General features: G+C 55.9%; 14 protein-coding genes. 1 reads left to right on the top strand and 13 read right to left on the bottom strand.

Going from position 1 to position 13,276, the window contains the following annotated elements; translation table 11 throughout:
* Window positions 1–184: 184 nt before the first annotated feature.
* The 4 genes from AC6I8X_RS05980 to sdhC are packed head-to-tail and all read right to left on the bottom strand — an operon-like array spanning window position 185 to window position 3,413.
* Window positions 185–901, bottom strand: a complete 717-nt coding sequence (locus tag AC6I8X_RS05980; protein ID WP_084873518.1) for a succinate dehydrogenase iron-sulfur subunit — start codon at window positions 899–901, stop codon at window positions 185–187.
* Window positions 902–915: 14 nt separating this feature from the next.
* Window positions 916–2,682 (bottom strand): succinate dehydrogenase flavoprotein subunit, encoded by a 1,767-nt coding sequence (gene sdhA, locus AC6I8X_RS05975; protein ID WP_299454744.1) that lies wholly within the window; start codon window positions 2,680–2,682, stop codon window positions 916–918.
* Window positions 2,683–3,030, bottom strand: coding sequence for a succinate dehydrogenase membrane anchor subunit (gene sdhD, locus AC6I8X_RS05970; protein WP_013508297.1), 348 nt, complete (start codon window positions 3,028–3,030; stop codon window positions 2,683–2,685). It abuts the gene before it with no gap.
* Window positions 3,024–3,413: a succinate dehydrogenase cytochrome b556 subunit gene (gene sdhC, locus AC6I8X_RS05965; RefSeq protein ID WP_084873516.1), complete on the bottom strand. Its 390-nt coding sequence runs from the start codon at window positions 3,411–3,413 to the stop codon at window positions 3,024–3,026. The genes sdhD and sdhC overlap by 7 nt, the downstream gene beginning before the upstream one ends.
* 637 nt (window positions 3,414–4,050) lie before the next feature.
* Between sdhC and AC6I8X_RS05960 the strand changes: the two genes are divergently transcribed.
* Window positions 4,051–5,334: a citrate synthase gene (locus AC6I8X_RS05960; protein ID WP_313686857.1), complete on the top strand. Its 1,284-nt coding sequence runs from the start codon at window positions 4,051–4,053 to the stop codon at window positions 5,332–5,334.
* Between the two features lie 27 nt (window positions 5,335–5,361).
* On the opposite strand, the gene nei is transcribed toward AC6I8X_RS05960, so the two are convergent.
* From nei to phrB, 9 genes are all read right to left on the bottom strand, one after another.
* On the bottom strand, window positions 5,362–6,150 hold the full coding sequence (nei, locus tag AC6I8X_RS05955) for an endonuclease VIII (RefSeq protein ID WP_313686855.1): 789 nt from the start codon (window positions 6,148–6,150) through the stop codon (window positions 5,362–5,364).
* A gap of 11 nt (window positions 6,151–6,161) precedes the next feature.
* The gene (pcp, locus tag AC6I8X_RS05950) at window positions 6,162–6,809 is read right to left on the bottom strand and encodes a pyroglutamyl-peptidase I (RefSeq protein ID WP_497840721.1); all 648 of its coding nucleotides are present in this window, start codon (window positions 6,807–6,809) and stop codon (window positions 6,162–6,164) included.
* 7 nt (window positions 6,810–6,816) lie between these two features.
* Entirely contained in the window at window positions 6,817–7,836 is a 1,020-nt protein-coding gene (locus AC6I8X_RS05945) for a DUF979 domain-containing protein (protein ID WP_497840720.1), read from the bottom strand.
* A complete protein-coding gene (locus AC6I8X_RS05940) occupies window positions 7,833–8,561 on the bottom strand; it encodes a DUF969 domain-containing protein (RefSeq protein WP_313686849.1) in 729 nt (242 codons plus the stop codon). Before AC6I8X_RS05940 ends, AC6I8X_RS05945 begins: the two co-directional genes overlap by 4 nt.
* Before the next feature lie 62 nt (window positions 8,562–8,623).
* Window positions 8,624–9,361 (bottom strand): 5-oxoprolinase subunit PxpA, encoded by a 738-nt coding sequence (gene pxpA, locus AC6I8X_RS05935; protein ID WP_084873510.1) that lies wholly within the window; start codon window positions 9,359–9,361, stop codon window positions 8,624–8,626.
* Window positions 9,351–10,283, bottom strand: coding sequence for a 5-oxoprolinase subunit PxpC (gene pxpC, locus AC6I8X_RS05930; protein WP_299454770.1), 933 nt, complete (start codon window positions 10,281–10,283; stop codon window positions 9,351–9,353). The genes pxpA and pxpC overlap by 11 nt, the downstream gene beginning before the upstream one ends.
* A complete protein-coding gene (gene pxpB / locus AC6I8X_RS05925; protein ID WP_313686844.1) occupies window positions 10,277–10,933 on the bottom strand; it encodes a 5-oxoprolinase subunit PxpB in 657 nt (218 codons plus the stop codon). Before pxpB ends, pxpC begins: the two co-directional genes overlap by 7 nt.
* A gap of 142 nt (window positions 10,934–11,075) precedes the next feature.
* Entirely contained in the window at window positions 11,076–11,819 is a 744-nt protein-coding gene (locus tag AC6I8X_RS05920; RefSeq protein ID WP_299454775.1) for a type 2 GTP cyclohydrolase I, read from the bottom strand.
* Between the two features lie 17 nt (window positions 11,820–11,836).
* Entirely contained in the window at window positions 11,837–13,264 is a 1,428-nt protein-coding gene (phrB, locus tag AC6I8X_RS05915) for a deoxyribodipyrimidine photo-lyase (protein WP_497840719.1), read from the bottom strand.
* Between the last annotated feature and the right edge of the window lie 12 nt (window positions 13,265–13,276).

The raw sequence follows: 13,276 nt of genomic DNA, 5'->3' as shown, positions 1-13,276 counted from the left end.
TATGCTTTTTTTGAGGTTTCATTGTTGCCGCTTTCGCGGCTTGCCGTAGTGAGTTCAGCGATACGAGCCCTTGCGCTATCGGCGCCCGACTCGTAAGGGAACCTTTATAAGCGTGGTTCAGACCGCGCTTATAGAGGCTTCCGTAAACTGCCGGGAACCTGAGGTTCCCGGACAGTGGGTCTTCTTATGCTCCGCGTTGCAGCAGCATCGACTTAATATGGCCGATGGCGCGCGTCGGGTTTAGTCCTTTTGGGCACACGCTCACACAGTTCATGATGCTGTGACAGCGGAATACACTGAAAGCATCGTTCAGATTGTCCAGACGTGCATCGGTTTCGGTATCACGGCTGTCAATCAGGAAGCGGTAAGCCGCCAGCAAACCGGCCGGACCGATGAATTTGTCCGGGTTCCACCAGAACGACGGGCACGAGGTTGAGCAGCAGGCGCAGAGAATACACTCGTACAGACCATCCAGATGCTCACGCTCAGCCGGGCTTTGCAGATGCTCACGCGCCGGTGGATTTTCCCCGTTATTCAACAGGTAAGGCTTAATCTTCTCATACTGTGCGTAGAATTGCCCCATATCCACAACCAGATCGCGAATTACCGGCAGACCAGGCAGCGGACGGATAACAATTTTCTTCGTACCATTGCCCAGCGCAGACACCGGAGTGATACACGCCAGACCGTTTTTACCGTTCATGTTCAGGCCATCAGACCCGCACACGCCCTCACGGCAGGAGCGACGAAACGCCAGCGTCGGATCTTTCTCTTTCAGCTTGATCAACGCGTCCAGCAGCATCATGTCGCGACCATCTTCCGCTTCCAGGCTGTACTCCTGCATACGCGGCGCGTCATCAACTTCCGGGTTGTAACGATAGATTGAAAATTCGAGTCTCATGATGATCTCCGCAATTAATAAGTACGCACTTTCGGCGGGAAGGCCGCGCGCAGTTTCGGTTGCATGTTCACCTCACGGCGCGTCATGCTTTCCGTTTGCGGAACATAGAGGCTGTGGCACAGCCAGTTGGCATCATCGCGATCCGGATAGTCGAAGCGGCTATGCGCGCCACGGCTTTCGGTACGATAGTTCGCCGCAACGGCCGTGGCGTAAGCGGTTTCCATCAGGTTATCCAGCTCCAGACACTCGATACGCTGGGTATTGAAGTCCGGTGAACGGTCATCGAGACGCGCTGATTTCAGGCGTTCGCGGATCACTTTCAACTCTTCCAGACCCTGCGCCATCGCATCACCTTCACGGAACACCGAGAAGTTGTTCTGCATGCAGCGTTGCAGCGCCTTGCGAATCTCAACCGGATCTTCGCCAGTGGTGTTATTTTCCCAGCGATTGAAGCGCGCCATCGCTGCATCGATCTCGTCCTGGGTAGCATCACGCAGTTCGCCCTGCTCCTGGATACACTCCAGCAGATGCAGACCCGCCGCGCGACCAAATACCACCAGATCGAGCAGTGAGTTACCGCCGAGGCGGTTGGCGCCGTGAACCGATACGCAGGCAATTTCACCCACCGCAAACAGGCCAGGGATGACAACATCTTCGCCCTGCTCATTCACGCACAGCGCCTGACCGGTCACTTTGGTCGGAATACCACCCATCATGTAGTGACAGGTTGGGATCACCGGAATCGGTTCTTTTATCGGATCAGCATGCGCGAAGGTACGCGACAGCTCCAGAATGCCCGGCAGACGGGATTCCAGCACGTCTTTGCCCAGATGGTCGAGCTTCAGCTTAATGTGCGGCCCCCACGGGCCATCACAGCCGCGACCTTCACGGATTTCGATCATCATCGAACGCGCCACCACATCACGGCCCGCCAGATCTTTGGCGTTAGGTGCGTAGCGTTCCATAAAGCGTTCGCCGTGTTTATTCAGCAGATAACCACCTTCACCACGGCAACCTTCGGTCACCAGTACACCCGCACCGGCGATACCGGTTGGGTGGAACTGCCACATTTCCATGTCCTGCACCGGTACGCCTGCACGCAGGGCCATACCGACGCCGTCACCGGTGTTGATGTGGGCGTTGGTGGTGGATTGGTAAATACGACCTGCGCCGCCGGTCGCCAGAATGGTAGCTTTGGCTTTGAAGTAGACCGTTTCACCGGTTTCAATGCAGATGGCGGTACAACCGACGATGGCACCATCGGCATTTTTCACCAGGTCCAGCGCATACCATTCGGAGAAGATAGTGGTTTTGTTTTTCAGGTTCTGCTGATACAGCGTATGCAGCAGGGCGTGGCCGGTACGGTCGGCAGCCGCAGCGGTACGCGCCGCCTGCTCACCACCGAAGTTTTTCGACTGACCACCAAACGGACGCTGATACACGCGGCCGTCATCAAGACGGGAGAATGGCAATCCCATATGTTCCAGCTCCAGAATCGCTTCCGGGCCGACATGACACATATATTCGATCGCGTCCTGGTCACCGATATAGTCGGAACCTTTCACGGTGTCGTACATATGCCATTCCCAGTTATCTTCGTGGGTGTTGCCAAGCGCCACGGTAATGCCGCCCTGGGCGGAAACGGTATGGGAACGGGTAGGGAAAACTTTCGACAACAGGGCGCAGGTCTGGCCCGATTGGGAGATTTGCAAAGCAGCGCGCATACCTGCACCACCTGCGCCGATCACCACGGCATCAAACTCTCTGACTGGCAAACTCATTTACACACCCCACACGACAACGGTTCCATAAATTGCATAGGACAACAGCGCGACCACAATCACCAGCTGCAACACCAGACGGGTCGCCAGCGGTTTCACGTAGTCAGTCAGCACCTGCCACATCCCGATCCAACCGTGAATCAGAATGGAGAACAGCGTCAGCAACGTGAACACTTTCGTGAAGGAGGAAGCGAAGAAGCCGCGCCAGACGTCATACGTCAGCGTGCCTGTCATCACTACAAAACCGAGAATGTAGAGAATGTAGAGCGTAATTAAGATTGCAGCAGCACGCAGTAACAGCCAGTCATGAATACCGTTGCGTCCTAATGCAGAAGCATTGCTTACCATACGAGGACTCCAGCCAAAATTGAAAGCACGACAGTGATACCAAAAGCCGCCTGAGCGGAACGGGTGCCCATTTCCAGGGTTTCCGGCAGATAGCCGAAGTCCATCAACATATGGCGAATGCCGCCCACGGCATGATATGCCAGCGCGGTAAGAATGCCCCACATGATGAACTTAGCGAAGAAGCCATCCATAATGGACGCCGCTTGCAGGAAACCTTCGGGAGAGGAGAGCGAGAGACCCAGTAACCAGAGCAGAATTCCGAGAGCGACAAAGGTGATCACGCCGGAGACGCGGTGGAGAATGGACGATATTGCAGTAACGGGAAACCGGATCGTCGAGAGATCCAAGTTAACAGGTCTTTGTTTTTTCACGGTTTTGCCCACACAGCTCTTTTTTATTTTGCTTCCTCCGGTCCTGGGTTACATCAGAGACACAGGACGTGTTCAGACAGCAACCGTCACCAAAGAAGCAACATCCAGTGTTCAATGACGCGGGGAAAACGCTGGGTGGCTCCTGGTGTCAGGGTATTCCGGAGACCTGGCGGCAGTATAGGAGGATCACATTCTGATTACAATTCCCCTACAATCTCTTTGGTCACATTTAAGCTGAACAGTGATCCCCCTCACGAATTTCACATTTCATACATTTTTAATTATCTGATTTGACAAAAGTTCAACAATTCGGTTACAAACGAACGCATTAAAACCCTATGATGCACAAAAGTTATGGGGATACACTTTCCCCTAAGCTGAAGTTATGTAACATTGCAACTCAGAGCATTACAAAGCATCAGGTTATTGGTTACCAAGAAGTTATGTCGTGACAGGATCTTTAACATCCGCGATTTGCAGCATGTCATGCCCGGACGCCACTGGCCCAAACACATCGTTCGCTCTGTACTCTACCCTGCACGACAAACATGACCGCAGAGTGATACTGTGAAGATTGTGGTTTTATGCAACATGATGGCGGTTTAGGTGTCTAAGATCCTTACCTACCAAGGCGCTATGGAGACGAAAAATGACAGATAAAAAAGTGACGCTAACCCTACAAGACAATACGCCTGTTGAACTGGATGTGATGAAAGGCACGCTGGGACAGGATGTCGTTGATGTCCGCGCTCTCGGATCTAAAGGCCTGTTTACCTTCGACCCCGGCTTCACGTCTACAGCGTCATGCGAATCCAAAATCACCTTTATAGATGGTGATGAAGGTATTTTGTTACATCGCGGTTTCCCCATTGATCAACTGGCAACAAACTCAAACTACCTGGAAGTGTGTTACATCCTGCTCAATGGCGAAGCGCCAACCCAGGAACAGTACGAAGAATTCTGCACCACCGTTACCCGCCACACCATGATCCACGAGCAAATCACCCGCCTGTTCCACGGTTTCCGTCGTGACTCTCATCCGATGGCGGTGATGTGTGGTGTGACCGGTGCGCTGGCGGCGTTTTATCATGACTCGCTGGACGTGAATATTGAGCGCCACCGTGAAATTGCTGCGTTCCGTCTGCTGTCAAAAATGCCGACCATGGCGGCGATGTGCTACAAATACTCCATCGGTCAGCCGTTCGTTTATCCGCGCAATGACCTCTCCTACGCCGGTAACTTCCTGCACATGATGTTCGCCACACCGTGCGAAGAGTACAAAGTTAACCCGGTGCTGGAACGCGCAATGGACCGTATTCTGATTCTGCACGCCGACCACGAGCAGAACGCCTCGACTTCTACCGTGCGTACTGCGGGTTCATCGGGCGCTAACCCGTTTGCCTGTATCGCAGCCGGTATCGCCTCCCTGTGGGGACCGGCACACGGCGGTGCTAACGAAGCGACACTGCGTATGCTGGAAGAGATCAGCACCGTCGATCACATCCCGGAATTTGTCCGTCGTGCGAAAGACAAGAACGATTCGTTCCGTCTGATGGGCTTCGGTCACCGCGTGTATAAGAACTATGACCCGCGTGCCACCGTGATGCGTGAAACCTGCCACGAAGTGCTGAACGAGCTGGGTATGAAAGATGACCTGCTGGAAGTGGCGATGGAGCTGGAACATATCGCGCTGAACGACCCGTACTTTATCGAGCGCAAACTCTATCCGAATGTTGATTTCTACTCAGGCATTATTCTGAAAGCGATGGGTATTCCGTCTTCAATGTTCACGGTGATCTTCGCCATGGCGCGTACCGTTGGCTGGATTGCCCACTGGAAAGAAATGCACGACGAAGGCATGAAGATTGCCCGTCCGCGTCAGCTGTACACCGGTTATACCGAGCGTCCTTTCACCTCCGCGGTGAAAAAATAAGTGTCAGGGCGGGTTATCCCGCCCTTGTTATTTCTGGCATCCCGGACACCAGTAAAATGGCCGTGATGACAACACGCCCTTCTCAATCACCGCACCACAGCGCCGACAGGTTTTCCCCTGGCGATGAAAAACCTCAAAGCGAAACGACGCTTCTTCATGATACTTCTTCATGCTGCCACGCATCTGATACGAGAGACGCGGCACCGCCAGCATCGCTTCACTCAGCGCGCGTAGCTGTGCGGCATCCAGATCCTGGGCACGATGTTGCGCCAGCAGCTGTGCATGCCACAAAATTTCTACCCGCAGATAATTTCCCAACCCAGCGAGAAACGCCTGGTCGAGCAGCAGACCACTGAATTGCCGCCGCCGAAAACGTGGTGACAACAGCCGCTGTTGTACTTCATCGACAGTCAGGCCGGCATCCAGTACATCTGGCCCGACACGTTGCAGGAAAGGATGCGCTGCCAGTGTTTCGGCATTAAGCAGCTCAATATCCGAGGCGCTGTAGAGCAAGATGGTCTGGTCGGCATTCGCCAGCCGCACGCGTAACTGACGCGTGGTTTGCGGTTCGGTACCGGTGGGCACCACACGCCACACGCCATACAACTGGTTATGGCTATACAGCGTCAGACCATTTGAAAAATGGGTGAGTAGCGCCTTGCCACGCGTTTCAATAGTGGTGACGGTCTCCCCCAGCAAGGCGGGTTCATAGGTTTTCAACTGCGGAAAGGCAAACCACACATCGGTGAGCGGTTTGCCCGTCATCGCCGCTGCCAGTTGATCCGCCGCGCGGCGGATCTCCGGTCCTTCAGGCATCTCTGCTCCTGTTAATGCGTCGCGCCACCCGCGACATGCAGATCCTTCTCCACTTTCAGCGCCACCCGGACTGCCACCTCCAGCGCCTGAATGACGCTGGCCGCCGCCATGCTCGGTGCTCCGGGATGTTTCACCGCCTGCTCCGGCAGATAAGGAATATGAATAAAACCGCCACGTGCACTGCTTTGCTGTGTTGCCAGCCAATGCAACAGGCGATACATCACATGATTACAGGTAAAGGTGCCCGCAGTCTGCGATACCGATGCCGGAATCCCCGCCTCACGAATTGCGGCAACCATCGCCTTTATCGGCAACGTTGAGAAATACGCCGCTGGCCCCTCCACCACTACTGGCTGATCAATCGGTTGTTGCCCCTCATTATCAGGAATGCGTGCATCATCGATATTGATGGCGACCCGTTCCACGGTGATTTCACTGCGCCCGCCCGCCTGACCAATACAGAGAATGCGGTCTGGTTGCAACGCCTCCAGCGCCTGTATCAGCACGGCACCACAGCGGCTATACGCCACCGGCAGCTGACGTGCCACCACGCGCGCGCCGTCAATCACCTTGCCGTCAAAAGATCGTACCGCTTCCCATGAGGGATTGATGCTTTCGCCTTCAAAAGGCTCAAACGCGGTCATTAATACCGTTTTCATTGCATCCTCACAAAAACATCATGAACCACAGCAGGAAAATATTGACCACCAACAGTAGCACACCGGTCGGCACCTGAGCCTTGATCACCGCATTGCGGTCCGGCAGCTCCAGCAGACGTGCCGGGACGAGGTTAAAGTTGGCCGCCATTGGTGTCATCAGCGTGCCGCAATAGCCGGAGAACATGCCAATCGCCGCCATCACCGCCGGATTACCGTGATGTTGCAGCACCAGAATCGGGATACCGATCCCGGCGGTGACAATCGGAAACGCGGCAAAGGCGTTGCCCATCACCATGGTCAGCAGTGCCATGCCGATGGCATACACCGCCACCGCAACAAAACGGTTATCCACCGCCAGGTAGGTTTCAGTCAGATGCGATATCGCGTTACCCACACCGGCGCTGGTAAACAGCAGGCCGAGGGTGGCGAGGATCTGTGGCAGGATAAAGGCCCAGCCCACCGCATCCAGTAAGCGACGCGTCTCCTGCATCGACTGCGCCGGTTTTTCATGGGTCATTTTCAATGCCACCAGCCAGCCAATCAGGCAGCCCAGCATCATCGAGAACAGGGTAATCAGCGTTGAATGATTACCGGCACCAAACACCGCCTGCTGCAAACCAGGAAGATTGTTGAACGCCAGCACGCCAATCACGGTCACCACCGGAATCGCCAGTGCGGGCAGGAACAGCTTGTTACCGAGACGTTTGGCACTGGCCTGTTTTTCTGCGTCGCTGCGCTGGTGATAACTGCCGAGGCGCACCCCGCCAAATCCGGCGATCAGTGCCATCACCACCACGGCGATACCCACGCCAATATGCAGCCAGCGCTGGCCCTGTTCGGCATTCCCTGCCAGATGGCCCATCAGTTGATAAGCGCCATCACCAATCAGGAAAATCAGGCCATACAGCGCCCAGAACAGCCCGGTAGTCAGACGGCGTGGATTGGCATGATCCCGCCACGAGAAGACGGCAACCACCAGCAGAATAATGCCTGCCAGCCACATCAGATATTCTTGCTGGAACATCATTGTTCTCCTTTCACCTGCAACGCCTGATGATTCAGTGCGCCCAGTTCACGAGCCAGCTGGCGATCGAGACGGATCAGGCGGGCGGAGTGAATCAGGAAGGCACAAATCGCGGTCGGAATGCCCCATACCGCGATATGCAGCGGTTCGGTCTGGATGCCCGCCGACTGTTGCATAAAGTTGTGCATAAAGATGATGGCACCAAAGGCAACGAAGATATCTTCACCGAAGAACAACCCCACGTTATCGGTGGCGGCGGACATCGCACGCAGACGATGGCGCACCTCCGGCGACACCTCGCCATAGCGGTTTTCCGTCGCCCCTTCCGCCATCGGTGCCAGCAGCGGACGGACCATTTGCGGATGGCCACCGAGGCTGGTCAGTCCCAGCGCGGCTGTAATTTCACGCACAAACAAGTAGACGATCAGCAAACGTCCTGCGGTGGCTGTTTTGATCTGGGCGATCCAGGTTTGCGCCCGCTCTTTCAGACCGTGCCGCTCCAGCAAGCCGATAACAGCCAGCGGCAACAGCAGAATCAGTGGCAGGTTACGGGTATTCAGGAACCCGGATCCCAGTTTTTCTAAAATGTCAGCCAGCGGCATATGCGCCGACAGCCCGGTAACAAAACCGGCAACAATCACCACCAGCACCGGATTGAACCGCAGCACAAAGCCGAGCACGATGGTCGCAATACCCAGCAGCGGCCAGAGATTCACCACGCTTTCCATGTTTTCTCCCCCCTTGTCAGAAAATAAAAAGCCCGGCGTAAAGCCGGGCAATCCGTCAAAACTTATGCGCTGGTCACGGTGATTTGCTGGGTAGCAAATGCCGCGCGCAACGCATGAGCAAATTGCAGCGCGTGCGCACCGTCGCCATGCAGGCAAACGGTTTGCGCGTTCACCGCTACCCAGTCGCCACTGATGCTTTGTACTTTACGCTGTTGCACCATAGTTAGCGTCTGGGCGATCGCCTGAGCGCTGTCCTCGATCAGTGCCCCCGGCTGGCTGCGAGGCACCAGCGCCCCACTGGCCTGATAGCCACGATCGGCAAACACTTCTTCCCGGGTTTGCAGGCCATAATGCGCCGCCGCACGAATCGACTCGCTGCCCGCCAGCCCCACCAGAATCAGGCGCGCATCCACCGCTTTTACCGCCCGCGCAATAGTATCCGCCAGCAGCGGATCGGCCGCCGCCTGGTTATACAACATGCCATGCGGCTTGACGTGTACCAGCCGTTCGCCTTCGCTTTCTGCCAGGCTTTTCAGTGCGCCAACCTGATAAATCATCTGCGCGTAGACCGTCTCCGCAGGCAGCTGCATGGCGGTGCGGCCAAAGTTTTCCCGATCAGGAAAACTGGGATGCGCGCCAATCGCGACGCCTGCCGCTTTCGCCCAGCGCACCGATTGCAGCATGGTGACGGCATCACCCGCATGGAAACCACAGGCGATGTTGGCGGAGCTGACCAGTTGCAGCAGCTCCTGATCGCTGCCACTGCCTTCACCGAGGTCGGCGTTGAGATCAATCTTCATGTGAGAGTCCCCAGGTCATTTGATCGAATACACGTTGTTGCTGCTGCTTCGCCTGCATGGCTTCTTCCAGCGTACAGTGGACAAAATGGATCGGTTCGCCGAGACGAATTTGCGCCAGATGGTAGAGATCGGCTTCGATAATGCAGGCAATACGCGGATAGCCTCCGGTCGTCTGCGCATCGGCCATCAATACGATGGGTTGCCCATTGGGCGGCACCTGTACCACACCCGGCACCAGTCCGTGCGACAGTAAATCACGCGTGGCTTTACGATGTAATGTGCGACCCTGCAAACGGTAACCCATGCGGTTACTTTGCGGGCTGAGCTTCCACGCACTGCGCCAGAATCCTTCCTGCGCTTCGCGGGTGAATTCATTATATTCCGGGCCAGGCAAGGCACGCAGACGGTTACCCCACAGCAACTGACGTACCCCAGCCTTACGGTTGAAACTGCGCGTAGCCTTACCCAGCGGCAGCTGATCGCCATCCTGTAACCTGCGTCCGGCAAAACCGCCAAACCCGGCTTTCAGATCGGTACTGGCGGAACCCAGCATCTCCGGCACAGCAAAGCCACCATTGACCGCCAGATAACTGCGCATCCCATGTACCGGCATCGACAAGCTGAGCACCTGCCCTTTTTTCACCGGCAAACGCCAGCCGGTCCAGACCGCTTTGCCATCCAGTTCCGCGTTGCAGCCCGCTCCGGTCAGAGCAAACCAGCCATCACGCTGGAACTGTGCTTTAAACTGCCCCAGCACAATCTCCAGCACCGCGCTGTTTTGATCGTTACCCACCAGCATGTTGGCGGTGCGCATCGCGGGTTGATCCAGAGCGCCACTGACGCTGACGCCAAACTGTCGCCAGCCGTTGCGGCCCTGGTCCTGCAATGAGGTCATCAATCCGGCGCGTAGAATTTTTAACATACGCCCTCCTTTTGCGGCACGAAGCGCACGTTATCACCGGGGCGTAACAGCGTGGGGGGTTGCAGCTGAGGATCGAACAGGCTGATGGACGTTTGTCCCAGCAACTGCCAGCCACCGGGGGTTGCCAGCGGATAAACACCGGTTTGACTGCCGCCGATACCCACCGACCCCGCAGGTACGATGACGCGAGGTTCTGCCCGACGCGGCGTGTGTAAGCGGCTGTCGAGACCACCGAGATAGGGGAATCCTGGCTGAAAGCCAATGAAATAAACCACGTATGCGCTGCTGCTGTGCAGCTCAACCACCTGACGTGGCGTCATACCGGCATGATCGGCGACCACCTGGAGATCTGGCCCCACGTCACCACCATAAATTACCGGGATCTCCACCAGACGCGATTCCGGCAGTTGCGCTTCACTCTCTTCCCACCAGCGTTGCAGATTCTCGATCGCATCCAGTGCATTGCGTTGCGGATCGCGCAGCAGCAGCGTCAGATTATTCATGCCAGGGATCACTTCCGACACCGTGTCATGACCCTGTAACCGCTGGCACAATCCCCAGATGCGTTGCTGGCTGGCCAGGGAAACCGGGGGTTCCAGTTCCAGTACCACCGCGCGTTCACCCAGCAGATAACAACGTGCTCGTTGCAAAACCCACCTCCTGATTCACTTTCTCACGGGCAGCCAGCCCATGATGCTAATGATTTAAAGGCCATCAGTTATGCGAAAGTGTCAGAGATGTGTCAACCGATTTGCGCCCTCAGCCGCAGCTAAGGGCGTAACAGATGAAAAATCAGGCAGGATTATCGATATCGATAAAGGTCACGTCGAGGCCATAGCTTTGCGCCAGCCACTCACCCAGCGCCTTGATACCGCCACGTTCGGTAGCATGATGCCCGGCGGCAAAAAAATGTAATCCCTGCTCACGCGCGCTGTGAATGGTTTGCTCCGATACTTCGCCAGTGATAAAGGCATCAACACCAAAAGCCGCCGCACTATCAATAAAACCCTGGCCGCCGCCGCTACACCAGGCGATGCGTTTGATTTTCTCTGGCGCATTATCACCGCAGTGCAGCGGCGTGCGCCCAAGCGCCTGGGTGATGCGCTGCGCCAGTGCCTCACCACTCAGCGGTTCTGCCAGCTCTCCCCAGGGCACCAGCGGCATGATTTCACCCTTCACCTCAATATCAAACAATCGTGCCAGCTGCGCGTTGTTGCCGAGATGGGGGTGCGCATCAAGCGGCAGATGCCAGCCATAGAGATTGATATCATTGGCCAGTAACGTGCGCAGGCGCTGGCGCTTCATCCCTTTAATCACCGGGGCTTCGCTTTTCCAGAAGTAACCGTGATGCACCAACACGGCATCGGCATTACGTTGTACCGCTTCGTCCAGCAAGGCCTGACAGGCAGTGACACCGGTAATAATGGTTTTCACCTCAGCCCGCCCTTCCACCTGCAACCCGTTCGGCGCGTAGTCGCTGAAGGCGCTGGTGTTCAATTGCTGGTTAACGATGTGTTCTAATTCGACATGATTCATAATGGCTCCCTGACCCATCAGGCCGCGCTGCGCGCGCGCTCGAAGGCGTCCAGTGTCTTTTTACGTGCGTCCTTATGTTCCACGATTGGCTCGGGATAATCGAGCGTCTTGTTATTTTTCTGCGCCCATACGTGCGGCTGATGGATATGCGCATCAGGCACACTTTCCAGCTCGGGGAGCCATTGACGAATAAACTCTCCCTGTTTATCGAAACGCTCACCCTGGGTGGTGGGATTAAAAATGCGGAAATAAGGTGCTGCATCGGTGCCGGTAGACGCCGCCCACTGCCAGCCACCGTTATTGGCAGCCAGATCGCCATCCATCAACTGTTGCATAAAGTAACGTTCACCTTCATGCCAGTCGATCAACAGGTCCTTCACCAGAAAGCTGGCAACAATCATCCTCAGCCGGTTATGCATCCAGCCCAACGCATTGAGCTGACGCATGGCGGCATCGACAATCGGGTAGCCGGTTTTGCCCTGCTGCCAGGCGGAAAAATGGGTCTGATTCTCCTGCCAGCGTACGTTACGCGTCCAGCCAACAAACGGCTGATGCTTACACAGCGCCGGAAACGCCACCATCAGATGGCGGTAAAATTCACGCCAGATTAATTCATTCAGCCAGACGAAGGCTTTCCCGCCATCAAGAACATCCGGGTGCTGTTTCAGGATGCGATGCAGGCACTGACGCGGCGACAACACGCCTGTCGCCAGATACACCGACAACCTGCTGGTGCCATCCACCGCCGGTTTATCACGCTCGGTTGCATAATCAACCACGGATTGCTGCGCGAAATGACGTAACTGCTTAAGGGCGGCCTCCTCGCCTGGCGGGAACAGCTCGTCATCGATCGCTTCCATCGGATAATCGAAGGCGGGTATTTTTTTTCCGGCGGAGACTGGCGCGCCTTCGCGCGCGCGCGGGGCCATATAGCACTCGGGTAGCCCCTGATGCAGGCGACGGACAAACGCTTTGCTAAACGGGGTAAACACTTTGAACATGGTGTTGTTGCCGGTCTGCACGCTGCCTGGCGGCAACAGCAGGCTGTCATCAAAACCCTGACAAATCACGCCCTGATCGTCGAGACGCTTTTCCGCCGCCGCATCACGCTGACGTTCGTTGATTTCGTACTGGTAGTTATAGAACAGGTGATCAACCTTGTGCTGCTGGCAGAAGTCCGCCAGATAATCCACCGATGCGGCAAAATCATCGCACTGATAGTAATGCAGTTTGATGCCACGTTCCGCCAGCGTTGCCTGCAACAGACACAGACTTTGATAAATAAACATCGCCTGTTTAGGGGCCATATGATGCTGTTGCCACTGGCCCGGCGTCGCGATGTATAACGCAATAACCTGCGCTTGCGCGTCACGGCAGGCAGCGTACAGGGCGCTGTTGTCATTAATGCGCAAATCGTTACGCAGCCAGACGAGATGGGTGGTCATAATACTCCTGAC

The organism is Pantoea sp. X-Soil-TKNS-1280 (genome assembly GCF_059730475.1).
The sequence above is the reverse complement of the archived record's forward strand: the minus strand, read 5'-3'. Positions and strand labels throughout refer to the sequence as shown.